The organism is Microbacterium hydrocarbonoxydans (genome assembly GCF_000956475.1).
Lineage (GTDB): Bacteria > Actinomycetota > Actinomycetes > Actinomycetales > Microbacteriaceae > Microbacterium > Microbacterium hydrocarbonoxydans_A.
The window spans coordinates 131,605-147,151 of sequence record NZ_JYJB01000005.1 but is presented as its reverse complement, the minus strand read 5'-3'; the positions used below and the strand labels follow the sequence as shown (position 1 = coordinate 147,151).

Genomic DNA, 15,547 nt, shown 5'->3' with positions numbered 1-15,547 from the left:
CCGGTCGTTGAGCGAGGGAGCGCCAGCGAGCGAGACGAAACGCGTGGGGATGCGGTCGGCTGAGGCTCGCGCCACGGGGCGCGTGGGCGGGCAAAGCCAGGCCCACTAGGATTCCCTCCGTGGCAGCATCCTCGAAATCCGCGAAGCGCAAGAACAGTAACCGCAAGCCGACGCGCACCACCGGCAATCCGGCGAAGAAGCCGATCGTCGAGATGGGGCCGGTGACGGCTCGCGACTGGATCGGCGCCGCGCGACTGCGCACGCTGCCGCTCGCGATCGCGCCCGTCGTGATCGGCACCGGAGCCGCACGCAGCACGGGACCGGAGTTCCATTGGGTCATCGCGCTCGCATGTCTCGCGGTCGCCGTGCTTCTGCAGATCGGCGTGAACTTCACGAACGACTACAGCGACGGCATCCGCGGCACCGACGCCAACCGCGTGGGTCCCGCTCGATTGACGGCCTCGGGGCGCGTGAAACCGCGAACGGTGCTGATCATCGGACTCGCCTTCTTCGCACTCGCCGCACTCGTGGGGCTGGCGATCGTGATCCGTACCCAGCAGTGGTGGATGCTGGCGGTCGGCGCCGTGTGCATCATCGCCGCCTGGTTCTACACGGGCGGGAAGAAGCCGTACGGCTACTTCGGGCTCGGCGAGGTCTTCGTGTTCGTGTTCTTCGGGCTCGTCGCGACGCTGGGGACGACCTGGGTGCAGATCTTCGCGCTGCCGCAGCAGGCGTGGCTCGGCGCTGTCGCGGCCGGCCTGTTCGCATGCGCGGTGCTGTTGGCCAACAACCTCCGCGACATCGATCAGGACCGGCTGGTGGGCAAGCGGACGCTCACGGTGCTGATCGGCAAGCGCGCCACACAGGTGCTGTTCACGCTGTTCCTGCTCGCGCCGTTCGCCATCGCGGTCGTGCTCGCGCTGCTCTTCCCGATCGCCTGGATCGCGATGCTCGCGCTCTTGGCCGCACTGCCGGCGCTGCTGATCGTGTGGACCTACCGCAAGCCCGCCGAGCTCGTCATCGCGCTCGCGCTCACCTCGCTCGCAGCCCTGCTGTACGCCGGCGCGCTGTTCTGGGCGTTCGTCGGCTGAGAATCGACGACTCGAGCCAGGGGCCCGAAGACGCGGCTGCGGCTCGACCCGCGGGCCGGTATCGATTGTTCGGCTGGGTCGAGCTCGGGTCGAGCTCGGGTCGAGCTCGGAGGCGGGCTCAGGCCCCGGAGTCCTTCTCGAGAGCCTGGTCCTTGTCGAGAGCCTGGTCCTTGTCGAGGGCCGGGTCCTTGTCGAGGGCGTCGTCCTCGGCGTCGGCATCCCGCTGGCCGGCCGTGGTGCGGGTGCGCCGACGCGCGTAGATGTCGGCGGAGGCCTCGGAGAGCGGCGAGCGCAGGAACAGCATCGAGATGCTCACGCCGATGAGTGCGGCGAAGATCGCAGCCAGCCACCACAGCTCCCGGAAGATCGGGAAGAAGTACCACAGGATCGCGAGCGGGAGCAGGAACGCAAGCAACCGCAGCACGGAGTAGACGAGGATCGGTGCGGGCTTCACCCGTCCAGTCTACGTTCGCCTCCCATGAGCGATTCCCAGCTCGGCGAAGCGGATGCCGTGCACGACGCGCCGCCACGGATGCTCTCCGAGCGACCACAGCACGCGATCCTCCGCGTCGAGGGCGAGGTCCTGGCATCCGGCGGGCAGCGGCAGGGATGCGCGCTGCAGCCCGTCGCCGGTGCCCCTCCACAGGGTTCCGGCGCGCAGTCCGTCAGACTGCGACACGAAGATCTCCTCGCCCCAGCCCACGGCCCCCTGCATGTGCCGCAGGCCCGGTTCGAGCATCCGTCGTGGCGAGAATCCGTCAGAGGTCAGGTCGAACTCGCCGATGCGACCCGCGTCCTTCGAGCGGAACTCTCCGATCAGCACGCGGTGCAGTGGACGGCCGTGGTCGTCGAACACGCGCCCGATGAAGGAGCAGCGCAGGTCGACGGCGTGCACGCGCGTGCGCACGGCCACGAGCGTGCGCGATCGCGCCCCGCCGGTCAGCCGGCGGGCGACGGCGCCCCGAACGGACCGGATGCCGGCCAGATCGAACTCCCAGATCCCCTGCTTCGTCGCCGCCGCGAACAGCCGGTCGCCGAACCAGGCGAGTCCGCCCACGTGAATCCGTGCGGGTTCGAGCGTGCCCCCCTCGCCCTCGATCGCCAGCGCGACGTCGAATCGCCGCGGACGGGCCAGATCGATGAACGACACCCGCGACGCGAGGTGCGTGCGGGTGCGATCCTGCCGGAACCAGCTGATCGCCAGCATCCGCCGGCCCTGCAGCACACCGGTGTCGACGCCCTGCGGATACCAGCGGTTCGTCCACGACCGCGCCGTGAGCCAGCGCAGGTCGGCACCACGGCGCAGCACGGGTCTCCACGAGGGGCGGTGCGGCTGCGGCATCCGTCCATCGTGACAAATCCGGCCGGGAATCGCGAGAACGCTCAGACGAACAGCACTCGTCGTCGAGGGCGATCATCATAGGAGCGGACGATCGGGCTGAACCAGGTCACCGTTCCGTCTGGCCTCTGCTGTGCGGTCCACCGGAAGACGTCAGGCACATCGGGGTGCTTGAGCGCGTGGTGCTTCGCGCAGAAGTGGCACAGGTTGTCGACCGCAGTGCGCCCGCCCTTGGCGTGATCGTGGTTGTGGTCGATCTGACACCGATGCACGGGCGTGCGGCATCCGGGGAATCGGCAGTGCTGATCTCTCGCTCTGAGGAATCTCTTCATCGCTGTGGTCGGGGTGTACGTGTCGGTCTCGACGACCATGCCGGCGGGATCGAGGAAGAGTCGCGCCCACCCGTCGTTGCGGCCCGCCAGGAGCCGGGCGATGCGGGGATCGAGCGGGCCGTGGCCGTCGAACTCGGCGGGTGCATCGTCGTCGCCCGCCAGGGTGGTGGCGGCGATCGTGACCTGGATCCGGGCCTGCACGTTGTCGAGCGCATCGCCCAGGGCCCGGCTCGGGTCGGAGGCCAGCAGCATGTCGGAGAGGATGTCGGCACGGATCTGATCGAACGTGCGGGTGTCGGCCGGGATGTGCTCGACGTCGGCGTCGGGGTCGAGCGCGAACGTACCGTCGGCGGAGATGATCGACTCGCCCCACGCCTCGTCCCAGAGGCGGTCGCGATCGAACGCCGGGTCGTCGGGCGCGATGTCGTCGGGGGTGATGCGATCTTCGCCGCTGTCGAGCACCTCGGGGTCGAGCTGCGGTTCGCGGGTGCCACGTGCAGTGGCGATCTTCTGAGTCATGCGGGTCAGCCGGTCCATGATCGCCTCGGCGACCCATTCGGGCAGCACAGCCGTGAGGAGGGCCAGACCGTCGCCCAGTGAGCGCACGTTCACGGTGCGGTCCTTCGCGGCGCGGCGGTTCCGCTCGATCACGGTCTCTCCCGCCAGCGCCGCAGCGATCTGCTGCACATGCGGTCGGGTGCGGGCGGCCGTCTCCTGCTCGGCGACGGCGAGGGCGGCCTCCTCGAAGAGCGGGAGCGCCTCGGCATCCGCCTTGCCGTGCCGAACAGCCTCGACCACGACGCTCGACGCCCGCACGATCTCGTGCACGTGCGCCGCCGTGATACGGCCCTCGGTGAAACACGCGCGCACTGCGGGGAGGTCGTCGCGGAGCGTGCGGGCATCGAGGAACGCGCCCTCCATGGTTCCCGAGGCGATGCGGCCGGCCGCCGAATACTCGGCGATCATCGACCGGTAGGCGCAGTCGCGGTGGTAGCCGTTGCCGATCAGCTCGCGCTCGTGGACGGCGATGCGCTCGATCAGCAGCTCAGCGGACTCGGCCTGCAGCACGGCGATCTGACGCTGCGTCTCGACCCAGGCATCGAGAACGCGCTCGCGGTCTTCGAAGTCTCGGACGACATCCGTCGAATCTGGCATGATTCAAGAATAGAACATAAGTACGGACTATGCAATCATGAAGACATGGGAGTTAGAAAGAATTTTCGAATCACATCTCTCGAGGACACCCTCCGTTCACCTCGGCGTCCACCACCAGCCACGAACCCGTGTCACGATCCCTGGCACCATGCGCACACCACTCGTGACCGTGATCCTCCCCGCGAAGGACGCCGGTCCCTACATCGGGACCACGCTGGAGACCCTCGCCCGGCAGTTCGATGACAAGACGGCACTCAAAGCCGTCATGATCGACGACGGTTCGCGCGACGACACCGGCGCGCTCATGCGGCGCTACGCCGATCACTTCGGCGATGCCGTGGTCCTGACGAATCCGCGGCCCAAGGGTCTCGCCAGCGCGCGCAACCAGGGACTCGAGCATGTCGACGGCGACTTCTTCTGCTTCCTCGACGGTGACGACTGGATGCAGCCGCTGCGACTCCAGGTGCTGGCCGGGAGGATGCGCGAGCTCGACTGCGATTTCGTGCGCACGGATCACGTCACGGTCACAGGCACGAAGCGGATGCTCAAGAGGGCGCCTTTCCCGTGGCGCGAGCGCCTCGCAGCTCCGCGCGACGCGATCCTGCCCGAGCATGAGCCCACCATGGTCGACTATCCGTTCGCGTGGGCGGGGATGTTCCACCGGCGAGTGATCGATCAGGGGCTCGCCCGCTTCTCGCCGGGGCTGTTCACAGCAGAGGACCGGCCGTGGATCTGGCGACTGCATCTGAACGCGCAGTCGTTCGCGGTCGTCGACGCCCCCGCTCTCCTGTACCGCCGCGGCGTCTCGTCGTCGCTCACACAGGTGCGCGACCGGCGGCAGCTCGACTTCGCACGTGCGATGAGCGAGGTCGTCGACATCGTCGAAGCGGATGCCGACGCCGAGCGCTTCCTGCCCAAGATCACCTGGACCGCGCTCGCGCTCAGCTCGCGGCACCTCGTGCGGGCTCGTCGCATGACACCGGCGCTGCGAGCGGAGATGCGCGCGAGCATCCGCGGACTTCTGGGGCGCCTTCCCGCCGCGGAAGTGGATGCCGTGATCGGGCGGCTCGACGGCCCCCGTCGCCGCGTGCTCGCACCGCTGCTGCGCACGACGGGGGTGGGTGCATGACCCAGGTCTTCGCGCTGCACAGCGCATACGGCCTCGCCACCGCCGCGGCCGCGATCGACGGCGGACTGCTGGGCGCCGCGGGTGAGCGCGTGCTTGTGCCCTTCACCTCTTCGCGGATCCCGGAGCTCAGCCGCAGCATCGGCACCGATCCGGCGCTGCGCTCGCTGCGCGACCGGTTCGATCGCATCGAGGACCTCGACGAGCTGCTGGGCGCCGCTCACCCGAGTTCCTGGCGCCCGCGCGACGCCGATCTTCCGCTGCTCGAGCGCCTGCTGACTCGGGCGTGGGGTCTCGACCCCCGGAATGTCGAGCTCTTCGTGCAGAGCCCGCAGGTGGCTCCGGCCCGCACGCTGATGACGATCTTCCCCGGAGCGCCGGTCGCGATCGTCGGCGACGGCCTGATGACCTACTCGCCGATGCGGGTGAAGCTGCCGCACACGATCGCCGCCCGCATCGGCAGCGTGGTGTACGCCGATGTGGTGGCGGGCGTCACACCGCTCGTCGGTTCGCCGCATGCCTCCGCCGTACCGGTACCGCCCGCGCTGTTCGGCGCGGCCCTCGCGGAGACCGCGCACGCGGACGAGGACGATCGACAGCTCGGTGCCTCGCGGTCGACCGTGCTCGTGCTCGGCCAGTACCTGGCAGCTCTCGGACTCGTGTCCGAAGACGAAGAGGTCGCGATGCAGATCGAGATGATCGATCGTGCCGTCGCCTGGTCTCCCGAGCGCATCGTGTTCAAGCCTCACCCCGCGGCTCCTCCACGATTCACGGATGCTCTGCGCGGGAGGGCCGCATTCCACGAGGTCGAGTTCGCGGAGTACCGGGGGGCGCTGGCCGCCGAGCTCCTGGCCGAGCGCCTGGATGCGGTCGCGGTGGTGGCCGGTTTCTCGACCGCACTCCCCACCGTGCACGCGCTGCAGGGGCGCGAGATCGGGTCGGCGGGCAACGAGACCGTGCTGTCTCGCCTCGCCCCCTTCGAGAACAGCAACCGGATACCGGCCACGATCGTCGACGCTCTCACCCGAGGCGATTCGCGGTGGAAGGATGCTGCGGCGCTGCAGCTTCTGGTCGATGCGGTCGGGTACGCGATGCAGCCCGAGATCGCAGGGCACCTGCGTCCGCGGGCCGAGGCGCTGCTCGAGGGCCTCGAGCCCGACGAGCGGGAGCGCTATTTCTCTCCCGCCCGGCTGACGGAGCTGCGGCTGCCTGGCGCCCCCGCCCCCACTCCCGTGCAGCGCGCGCTGCAGCCTGCGGGCGGAGTCGGGCGCGTGGAGGAGCTGCGGCTCACCGCACAGGGTGTGAGAAGAAGGGCAGGGCGAGCATGGAAGGCGCTTCGAGGACGATGACGACGGTTGCGATCATTCCCGCGCGTGGCGGGTCGAAGCAGGTTCCGCGCAAGAACGTGCAGAAGGTCGGCGGCGTGCCGCTCGTGGCCAGAGCCGTGCACGCCGCACTCGCCGCCGACGGCATCGATCTCGTGGCGGTGTCGACCGATGATGCGGAGATCGCGGCGATCAGCGAGGCGGCGGGGGCCAGGGTCATCCCTCGACCGGTCGAGATCGCCGGCGACACGGCGACCTCCGAGAGCGCGATCCTGCATGCGCTCGACGAGCTGGCGGCATCCGGAGTAGACGTCGACGTCGTCGCGTTCCTGCAGGCGACCTCGCCGTTCATCCCCTCCGAGGCGCTCGCGGGCGCAGTGGCGCTGGTGCGCTCCGGCGAAGCCGACAGCGTGTTCTCGGCGCACGAGACCTACGGCTTCCTCTGGCGGAGGGATGCAGGGGGCGCTGCCGCAGCGATCAACCACGAGGCCGCGCACCGACCGCGTCGGCAGGACCGTGAGCCCCACTACCTCGAGACCGGCGCCTTCTACGTGTTCAGCGCTGCGGGGTTCCGTGAGAGCCGGCACCGCTTCTTCGGCCGCATCGCGATCGCAGAGGTGCCGGAGTGGACGGCGATCGAGATCGACGACGAGCACCAGCTGCGCATCGCGCGCTCACTCGCCGCACTTCACGAGGCACGGCATCCGATCCCGGTGAAGGCCGTCGTGACCGACTTCGACGGCGTGCACACCGACGACACCGCGATCGTCGATGCCGACGGCGGGGAGCGGGTGCGAGTGAGCCGTGAAGACGGCATGGGGGTGTCCCTGCTGCGCAGCGCCGGTGTGCCGATGCTCATCCTCTCGACCGAGGTGAACCCCGTCGTGCGGGCGAGGGCCGACAAGCTGCGCGTGCCCGTGCTGCACGGCCTCGACGACAAGGCGGCTGCGCTGCGCACATGGGCGTCCGCGCAGGACATCGATCTCGCCGACATCGCCTACCTCGGCAACGACGTGAACGACCTTCCGGCGATGAGCCTCGTCGGCTGGCCCGTCGCGGTGGCGAACGCGCACCCACGCGTGCTCGAGGCGGCCAGGGTCGTGCTCACCCGCGAGGGCGGACGGGGAGCTGTTCGCGAACTCGTCGAACGCGTGTTGTCGAGCTGACCGGACCCGGTAACCCGCAGGTCGCGCGATGTTCACCCTCGGCGCGTACCCAGGAGAGAAGGCATTCGACGACCGGAGGAAATCATGACTGTCAGCATCGGATCGCACGTGATCGGCGGCGGTCGCCCCGCCTACGTGATCGCCGAGATCGGCCTCAACCACAACGGCGACGTCGAGATCGCCAAGAAGCTCATCGACGTCGCGGCACGGGCAGGGGCCGACGCCGTGAAGTTCCAGAAGCGCACGCCCGAGATCTCCACGCCCGAGCACATGCGCGATGTGCCTCGCGAGACGCCGTGGGGCACCATGAGCTACCTCGACTACCGTCGTCGTGTCGAGTTCGGCCGCGACGAGTACATCGAGATCGGCGACCACGCCACGATGCTCGGACTCGACTGGTTCGCCTCCCCGTGGGACGTGCCGAGCGTCGACTTCCTCGAGGACCTGAACGTCGTGGCGCACAAGGTCGCGTCGGCCAGCCTCACCGACACCGAGCTGCTGGTCCGCCTGCGCGAGACGGGCAAGCCCGTCATCCTCTCCACCGGCATGTCGACGATCGAGCAGATCGACCGCGCACTCGACACCCTGGGGACCGACCGGGTCATCCTGATGCACGCGACCTCGACCTACCCGCTCGAGCCCGAAGAGGCCAATCTGCGCGTGATCTCGACCCTTCGCGACCGCTACGCCGGCATCCCGGTCGGCTACTCGGGCCACGAGCGCGGTCTGCAGATCTCACTCGCCGCCGTCGCTCTCGGTGCTGTCGCGGTCGAGAGGCACATCACGCTCGACCGCACGATGTGGGGCTCCGACCACGCAGCGTCGCTCGAGTCGACGGGCCTGGAGCACCTTGTGCGCGATATCCGCGTGATCGAGAAGGCTCTCGGCGACGGCGTCAAGCGGGTGTTCGACAGCGAGCGCGCACCGATGGCGAAGCTGCGTCGCGTTCCGGCATGAGCGAGCAGCTGCGCGTCGTCGCCGTGGCGGATGCCGACTCGTTCGTGAAATGGTCGGCGTCGCTGCTCGGCAGCGTGCCCGGCATCCGTCCTCATCTGCTGCTCGTGAAGACCCCGCTGACGGCGAGCGCCGCGCAGGAGCGCACCGCGCTTGCCGGAGCGGGTCTCGACGCCTCCGCGGTGTCGCGGATCACGTTCCGCGAGGCGGCGGGATGGCTCGAGGCGCAGCGCCCCGATGTCGTGCTGCTCGCCGGTCGCGGGCCTTTCGTGCGGCTCATGGGCCGCGTGATCGACACGCTGTCGCGGCGCCCCGTCACGGTCGCGGGCCTTCCGGGCATGGCGATCCCCGCGCAGCGCGGCGCGCTCGAGTACCGACGCCACGCCGATCTGCTCGTCGTGCACTCGCATCGGGAGGAGCGGGCGTTCGAAGAGCTCGGCCGACGCATCGGCGTGCACGTGCCGACGGCTCTCGCGACGCTTCCGTTCGCGAAGACGAGGGCGCGGATGCTGTCGCCCGAGCTCGCGCGCGTCTCAGGCGGGCGCGGGGTTCTCGTCGCGGAGCGCCCGGCCGAGGGGCTGCTCCGCCCGGCCGCCACGGATCTCGTGTTCGCCTCGCAGGCGCTCGTTCCGATGGACCGCGAGGAGCGTGCGGAGATCGCGGCGACCCTCGTGAAGGCGGCGAAGGCCGATCCGGACCGCCGCATCGTGGTGAAGCTGCGCTCACGGCCGGGGGAGGCCGAGACGCATCTCGAGCATGACGCCTACACCGATCTGCTCGAGGGCAGACGCCCGTCGAACCTCGTGTTCTCCTACGACTCGATGGCCGATGCGCTGTCGACCGCGGCAGGCCTCGTGACGGTGAGCTCGACCGCCGCGATCGAAGCCGTGGCGCTGGGTGTGCCGGTGATCGCGCTGGACTCGTTCGGGGTCAGCAAGTCGCTGCTGAACACGGTGTTCGTCGGCAGCGGTCTGCTCGGCGGACGCAGCGAGGTCGTCGCGGGGCGCTTCCGGCACCCGCATCCGAACTGGCTGCGCGACAACTACTTCCATCCCCAGGTGGAGTCGACCTGGTGGCAGCGGGTCGAGGAGCTCGTCGCGCAGCGACGCGCCGGCATCCTGCCCCCGCGCACGGTGCAGTACGGCCGCGGGGGAGCGGTCAAGGCTGCGTGGCACCGGGCGAGCGTGCTCGGTGCCGAGGATCGCACTGTGAGCGGGCGTCTCGCGCTCGCGCTCGGAGCGCCGGCGACCCGGGCGATCGTGGCCGTGCGTGCCGGACGCCGTGCGCCGGGACTGGGAACGTGGGCGGAGGCGGCGACGGATTACACGCTCGAGCCCAACCCGTTCCACGACTCGATCAGGCGCTGATCGTCACCGGCCGACTCATAGCGTTATCCCAGGCAATGCTCCTCGGTTCTGAGGGGTTGTCGGGGTACCGTCGAGTCACATCGCGGCGATCCGGGCGGTCCCGGGCCTCAGCTCATAACTGAAGGCGTGGCGGGTTCGACTCCCGCCGTCGCGTCCACGTGACTCATCAGCCCGCCGGTCGGGGATGATGGGTGCATGCCTGCTTCTCACCGCCCCGGTCTCCGGGTCTCGGCCGGGGTCACGATCCCCGAGTCCGAGCTGTCGTGGCGGTTCTCGCGGTCGTCGGGTCCCGGCGGGCAGGGCGTGAACACCGCCGACTCGCGCGTCGAACTGGTGTGGGATGCCGCGGCATCCGCTGCCCTCTCGCCGGTCCAGCGTGAGCGACTGATCGAGCGGCTCGGCGGGCGGCTCGTCGACGGCGTGCTCACGATCGCGGCATCCGAGCACCGCGCGCAGCTGCGCAACCGCGACGCGGCCAAGGAACGCCTCGCGGCGCTGGTCGCCGACGCCCTGCGTCCGCCGGCGCCGCCCCGCCGGCCGACGAAGCCGAGCCGCGGGTCGAAGGAGCGGCGGCTGAAGGCGAAGCAGCGCCGCACCGACGTCAAGCAGCTGCGCAGGCCGCCTCGCGACGGGTGAACGCGGGCGGCGCGGCTGGGTCGCGCGTGAACTCCTGCTTCGCGCGTGAACTCCTGCTTCGCGCGCGAACTCCCCGCGCGGCGGCACGGAACTCACGCCGAAAGCGGGAGGTCACGAAGTCCGGGTGCCCTCGCTCAGTGTCGTGACGGTGGTCGAGGCAGGAGGGGTCGCCCGCCGCGGCACGTAGTGCGCCCACGCCCATCGGAAACCGACACCGCCGAAGATCACGAATCCCGCGCTGAAGAGCACCCCGGCGACGATGCCGGCACCCGTCGCCCAGGAGAACGCACCTCCGGCGGAGAGGACCGAGGCGCCGGCGAGGAGGCCGACGACGCACGCGTTCACGACGATCAGCAGCATCACCGAACTGCCGAGGAAGATGCTGAGGCCGCGCGGGCGCAGGAACGAATACGTCCGCTTCATCCCCGGCAGGTCGTCGTAGACCGAGGCGAGGAAGATGTCTTCCACCTGCGGATCCAGGTCGGCGTATGCGCCGCGGATCCGATTCATCGCGACGACGTACATCATGTCCTCTTCAGAGACGTTCATGACCCTGACCTGCGTCATGAACCCGATCAGGGCGAGGAAGGCGAGGATCGCGACGGAGGCCCCGCCGAACCAGCCGTGGAAGCCGGAGGCCTGACCCAGGAGCCCGATCGTCACGAGCCCGGCGGAGACGAGGGTGAGGAAGATGGTGATGCGCGCGAGCACCTCGTTCTGCGCCGTGCTGCGGGCGGCGAGCAGACCCCAGTGCTCGGTGGCGAGGAGCTGGGCGCGCCGCGCCAGCGCCGCATCCGATTCCTGCGCACGCGTCGTGACGGCGCCGCCTGCGTGCGCCGCGGCAGGCTCCTCCGGAGGAGGGGCGTCCAGGGGTGCGGGTTCGCCCATACCGTCATTGTCCACCCGTGGACGGGCGCAGGGACATGGCTTCCGAGATCGTGCGGTCCGACGACGGATGCCGCTCAGCGCAGCCGCTTGCGCATGAAGACCTGCGCCGTGCCGTCGCCCTGGTCGATGCGCTCGGCCTCGCGATATCCGCACGACTCGTACAGCGCGATGTTCGCCTCGCTCAGGCTGCCGGTGAACAGCTCGGCCTCGTCGCACTCGGTGTCGTTCTCGATCGCCTCGAGCAGCCGCCTGCCGATCCCCTCGCCCTGAACATCGGGCGCGACCGCGATGCGGCCGATCTGCAGCAGGCCGTCGCCTTCACGGGCACGGAGCGCGCCGACGATCCGTCCGTCGATCACGGCGACGACGCCTTTGGCGGTGCGCAGCTCGGCCTCGAGTTCCTGCAGCGACTGCGTCAGCACCGGCTGATCGGGATCGCCGTAGATCTGCGCCTCAGAGACGAACGCCGCGCGCTGGAGCGTCAGAACCTCACCGGCGTCGGACGGCGAGATGGACCTGATCATGGCGTCGGTCAAGGGATCCTCCAGTCATCGGCGTGCGCATGGTCGCTGCCAGACTACGACGACCGGCCGCACGAGCCCCTTCCATCGCCGCGGCCGTCCGCGTTGGATGGGGATATGACACGAACAGGCGGGAACGGGATGCCGCGACGGGCGATCGTGTCGTGGGCGACGGCCGCGGCATCGGCTCTGCTGCTGAGCGCCTGCTCATCCGCCCCCGTGCAGACGGCCACTGCACCGGCCCCCATCACCATTGCCGAAGACCTGGACGCGCCGTGGTCGATGGTCCTGTACGGCGACACCCTGCTGGTCAGCGAACGAGACACCGCCAGGGTCCTCGAGCTCGACGAGACCGGTGACGTGCACGAGGTCGGCGTGATCGACGACGTCGCACCCGGTGGCGAGGGAGGGCTGCTCGGGCTCGCCGTGCGCGACGACGAGCTCTACACCTACTTCACGGCCGACGACGGGAACCGGGTGGAGCGCCGGCCGATTCTCGGCGAGGCAGGCGAGCTCTCGCTCGGGCGGCCCGCGGTCGTGATCGACGGCATCCCCTCGGCATCGAACCACAACGGCGGCCGCATCGCCTTCGGACTCGACGGGATGCTGTACGTGACCACCGGCGATGCGGGGGAGCGCGTCAGCGCGCAGGACCTCGATGCCCTGTCGGGCAAGATCCTGCGCCTCACTCCCGACGGCGGGATCCCCGACGACAACCCGTTCCGCGGGTCGCCGGTGTACAGCTACGGCCACCGCAACCCTCAGGGCATCGGCTGGGATGCGGAGGGCACGATGTACGCGAGCGAGTACGGACAGGACACCTGGGACGAGCTCAACATCATCGAACCCGGCGGGAACTACGGCTGGCCCGAGGCCGAGGGGATCGCCGGTGGCGTCGGCTTCATCGATCCCGTGCAGCAATGGCGGCCTGCTGACGCGAGCCCGAGCGGTATCGCGGTGACCCGCTCTGCCATCCTGATCGCCAACCTCCGCGGTGAGAGGCTGCGCCGGGTGCCGCTGGATGACCTGTCGACGAGCACGGAGGAGTACGTCGGCGAGTTCGGACGGCTGCGTGACGTCATCGCCACGAACGGCGGGGTGTGGATGCTGACGAACAACACCGACGGTCGAGGAGACCCGGCAGAGGGGGAGGATCGGATCATCCTCGTCCCGATGGACTGAGCTTCCCGCAACAGCTCAGGTCCCGCAGTACGTGACGTGCCGCGCGGCGCCCTCGGGTGCCGGCCGCGCGAAGCGCCGGTACTGGCTGCCAGGGCGCTCGGCGAACGGGTCGCGGAGCAATTCGAGCAACCGCTCGAAGAGGGTCAGGTCGCCGTCGGCCGCTGCTGAGAGCGCCTCGTCGACGATGTGGTTCCGCGGGATGTACACGGGGTTCGTCGCGCGGATGAGTGCGGCGTCGGGAGAGAGGGCGGACCAGCGGTCGAGCCAGGCGCCGAGCTCGGCCACGGGTCCGAGGAATCGTCCGCGCACGGCTCGGCGATCGCCTTGCGCTGCCGCCGCGAGGTCGCGCCAGAATCCCGAGAAGTCGACGTGGTGCTGTGCAAGCAGCGCGAGCGCGGCATCCGCAAGCGCATCCGACACGGCAGGATCGATGCGGCTGTCGAGACCCAGCTTGGCGCGGAAGACCCGCGATCTGTGCGCGAGGTAACGGCGGTCGAAGAGCGCGACGATCTCCGCTGCCTCGCGCTCGCCCGACGCCGGATCGTCGGCGAGCAGCGGCGCGAACGCCTCGCCCAGCCGTTCGAGATTCCAGCGCATGATGGCGGGCTGCCGCTCGTAGGCGTAGCGGCCGAACCTGTCGATCGAACTGAAGTGCGCCCCGGGCTCGTACTCGTCGAGCAACGCGCAGGGACCGTAGTCGATGGTCTCTGCCGACACCAGAACGTTGTCGGTGCTGAGCACGCCGTGCACGAATCCGAGGCTCATCCAGTCGGCGGTCACGGCAGCCACCGCCTCGACGATGCTGTCGAGGAGAAACCGATGCGGATGCTCGGCGGACACCGCGTGCGGGTGGTGGCGGATGATCGTGTGATCGGCGAGCCGGCGCAGCAGCGTGGGATCGTTGTGCCTGCGGGCGTACTCGAAGGAGCCGAAGCGAATGTGGCTCGTCGCGGTGCGCGCGAGGACGGCCCCCGGCGCCACGACGCCGTCGAGCTCACGTGGCGCGCCGGTGTCGACCACGGCCAGGGCGCGGGTCGTGGGCACCCGGAGGGCGTGCATCGCCTCGCCCATCAGGTACTCGCGCAGCATCGGCGCCACCGCGGCGAAGCCGTCCACCCGCGACATGGACGTGGGGCCGATGCCTTTCAGATGCACGTCGCGCAGACGCCCCTGGCCGTCGCGACGTTCGCCGAGGAGTGCGGCGCGGCCGTCGCCGAGGATGGGCTTGAACTCGCCCCACTGGTGGCCCGCGTACACCTGGGCGACCGGCGTCGATCCCGGATCGTGCGCCTCGCCGGTGAGGAAGCGCACGCCCGCATCCGATCGCAGGTAGTCGGCAGCGAGACCGAGATCACCCGCGATCTCCTCGTTCAGGGCCAGCAGTCGCGGTCGCGGGGTGCGCGCCGGCGCGACCGGCCGTGAGAGCTCGGGCAGCGTGCTCGCCCACCCGCGCTCGAGCACCGGCGGAGACTGCCCTTCGAGCGCAGGGCTCCGGGCGATCTGCTCCGTCACTGCGTGCCCGCCGCTCATGCCGAGGGCAGTCCACGTGAGGAGAGGATGCCACGCAGCCGCTCGCGTCCGTGCAGGGCGCTGCGGCTCCGCACACGAGCGACGACCGCGTCGAGCCAGCTGCCGGTACGCCCCTGCGACTCGTTGAACCGCCGCAGCGCCTCGTCATAGCGGGCGAGATCAGAGGCGGATGCCGAGGCGTACCGTTCGTCGTGACGCACGACTGACTGCGGGAGACGCGGCTTGACCCGTGCAGGCCTCGCGGTGTGCGGCCACCCGACCGCGACGCCGACGACCGGATAGGAGGCGTCGGGCAGACCGAGCAGAGCGGAGAGTTCGTCGGGCCGATTGCGCACCGCACCGACGAACACGGCCCCGAGACCGAGAGCCTCAGCGGCCACGATGGCATTCTGCGCGGCGATCGCGGCGTCGATGGTAGCTACCAGGGTGCTGTCGAAGTAGCCGATGCCCTCGGCGGCCTCGCCCCGGCTGCGCGAGATCGCCGCTCCCCGTGCCCAGTCCGCGACGAAGACGAGGAACAAGGGAGCCTCGCGGATGAACTCCTGATCGCCGGCCAGCATCGCCACCGCGCTCTTGTGCGTCTTGTCACGGACCACGACGACGCTCCACGACTGCAGATTCGACGATGTCGACGCGGATTGCGCGGCCGTCACCAGGGTATCCACGATCGCCGGATCGACCGGTCGGCCGTCGAACGCCCGCACCGAGCGATGGGCCAACAGCCCGCGGATCGTGCCGGATTCGTCGAGGCACAGCGACTCATCGTCCGCGTCGACGCCGTAGCGTTCGCGCAGGAGGGTTCCGCTGTCGATCACATCTGCCATGCCACGAGTCTCGCCCCGGCGGAGTCCTGCAGGGGCCGACGTGAAACCTGACGACATGCGAGGCAAAGAACTATCCTTTCACGACGTACCGAGACGCCGCATGACGGTCCG

General features: G+C 69.8%; 15 protein-coding genes and 1 tRNA gene. 9 read left to right on the top strand and 7 right to left on the bottom strand.

The window, feature by feature from the left end; translation table 11 throughout:
* Positions 1-119: 119 nt before the first annotated feature.
* Positions 120-1,091, top strand: a complete 972-nt coding sequence (locus RS84_RS03010) for a 1,4-dihydroxy-2-naphthoate polyprenyltransferase (RefSeq protein ID WP_045256276.1) — start codon at positions 120-122, stop codon at positions 1,089-1,091.
* A gap of 118 nt (positions 1,092-1,209) precedes the next feature.
* Here RS84_RS03010 and RS84_RS03005 read toward each other — a convergent pair whose 3' ends face one another.
* From RS84_RS03005 to RS84_RS02995, 3 genes are read right to left on the bottom strand one after another with little or no spacing between them, the layout of a single operon-like run.
* On the bottom strand, positions 1,210-1,545 hold the full coding sequence (locus RS84_RS03005; RefSeq protein ID WP_045256275.1) for a DUF4229 domain-containing protein: 336 nt from the start codon (positions 1,543-1,545) through the stop codon (positions 1,210-1,212).
* A 9-nt stretch (positions 1,546-1,554) separates the two neighbouring features.
* Entirely contained in the window at positions 1,555-2,433 is an 879-nt protein-coding gene (locus RS84_RS03000; RefSeq protein WP_045256274.1) for a hypothetical protein, read from the bottom strand.
* A gap of 41 nt (positions 2,434-2,474) precedes the next feature.
* Positions 2,475-3,917 carry an HNH endonuclease signature motif containing protein gene (locus RS84_RS02995; RefSeq protein WP_045256273.1) on the bottom strand — a complete coding sequence of 481 codons (1,443 nt, stop codon included), beginning with the start codon at positions 3,915-3,917 and terminating at the stop codon, positions 2,475-2,477.
* A gap of 148 nt (positions 3,918-4,065) precedes the next feature.
* Between RS84_RS02995 and RS84_RS02990 the strand changes: the two genes are divergently transcribed.
* The 7 genes from RS84_RS02990 (at position 4,066) to arfB (ending at position 10,491) form a co-directional block, all read left to right on the top strand.
* On the top strand, positions 4,066-5,046 hold the full coding sequence (locus RS84_RS02990) for a glycosyltransferase family 2 protein (protein WP_045256272.1): 981 nt from the start codon (positions 4,066-4,068) through the stop codon (positions 5,044-5,046).
* Entirely contained in the window at positions 5,043-6,392 is a 1,350-nt protein-coding gene (locus tag RS84_RS02985) for a polysialyltransferase family glycosyltransferase (protein WP_045256271.1), read from the top strand. Before RS84_RS02990 ends, RS84_RS02985 begins: the two co-directional genes overlap by 4 nt.
* Positions 6,389-7,534 carry an acylneuraminate cytidylyltransferase gene (locus tag RS84_RS02980; protein ID WP_235281367.1) on the top strand — a complete coding sequence of 382 codons (1,146 nt, stop codon included), beginning with the start codon at positions 6,389-6,391 and terminating at the stop codon, positions 7,532-7,534. Before RS84_RS02985 ends, RS84_RS02980 begins: the two co-directional genes overlap by 4 nt.
* An 84-nt stretch (positions 7,535-7,618) precedes the next feature.
* Positions 7,619-8,491 (top strand): N-acetylneuraminate synthase family protein, encoded by an 873-nt coding sequence (locus RS84_RS02975; protein ID WP_045256269.1) that lies wholly within the window; start codon positions 7,619-7,621, stop codon positions 8,489-8,491.
* Entirely contained in the window at positions 8,488-9,855 is a 1,368-nt protein-coding gene (locus RS84_RS02970) for a DUF6716 putative glycosyltransferase (protein WP_052676187.1), read from the top strand. Before RS84_RS02975 ends, RS84_RS02970 begins: the two co-directional genes overlap by 4 nt.
* Before the next feature lie 81 nt (positions 9,856-9,936).
* Positions 9,937-10,012 (top strand) — tRNA-Met (locus RS84_RS19090).
* 38 nt (positions 10,013-10,050) lie between these two features.
* Complete coding sequence (arfB, locus tag RS84_RS02965; protein WP_045256268.1) at positions 10,051-10,491, top strand: alternative ribosome rescue aminoacyl-tRNA hydrolase ArfB; 441 nt, start codon at positions 10,051-10,053, stop codon at positions 10,489-10,491.
* A gap of 111 nt (positions 10,492-10,602) precedes the next feature.
* Here the strand turns inward: arfB and RS84_RS02960 are convergent, their stop codons facing one another.
* Positions 10,603-11,379 carry a hypothetical protein gene (locus RS84_RS02960; protein ID WP_052676186.1) on the bottom strand — a complete coding sequence of 259 codons (777 nt, stop codon included), beginning with the start codon at positions 11,377-11,379 and terminating at the stop codon, positions 10,603-10,605.
* A 74-nt stretch (positions 11,380-11,453) separates the two neighbouring features.
* Positions 11,454-11,903, bottom strand: coding sequence for a GNAT family N-acetyltransferase (locus tag RS84_RS02955; protein ID WP_082062008.1), 450 nt, complete (start codon positions 11,901-11,903; stop codon positions 11,454-11,456).
* A 114-nt stretch (positions 11,904-12,017) separates the two neighbouring features.
* Between RS84_RS02955 and RS84_RS02950 the strand changes: the two genes are divergently transcribed.
* Positions 12,018-13,082: a PQQ-dependent sugar dehydrogenase gene (locus RS84_RS02950; RefSeq protein ID WP_082062007.1), complete on the top strand. Its 1,065-nt coding sequence runs from the start codon at positions 12,018-12,020 to the stop codon at positions 13,080-13,082.
* 15 nt (positions 13,083-13,097) lie between these two features.
* Here RS84_RS02950 and RS84_RS02945 read toward each other — a convergent pair whose 3' ends face one another.
* Positions 13,098-14,594: a protein adenylyltransferase SelO family protein gene (locus RS84_RS02945; RefSeq protein ID WP_235281366.1), complete on the bottom strand. Its 1,497-nt coding sequence runs from the start codon at positions 14,592-14,594 to the stop codon at positions 13,098-13,100.
* A gap of 14 nt (positions 14,595-14,608) precedes the next feature.
* Complete coding sequence (locus RS84_RS02940) at positions 14,609-15,436, bottom strand: NADPH-dependent oxidoreductase (RefSeq protein ID WP_082062005.1); 828 nt, start codon at positions 15,434-15,436, stop codon at positions 14,609-14,611.
* Between the last annotated feature and the right edge of the window lie 111 nt (positions 15,437-15,547).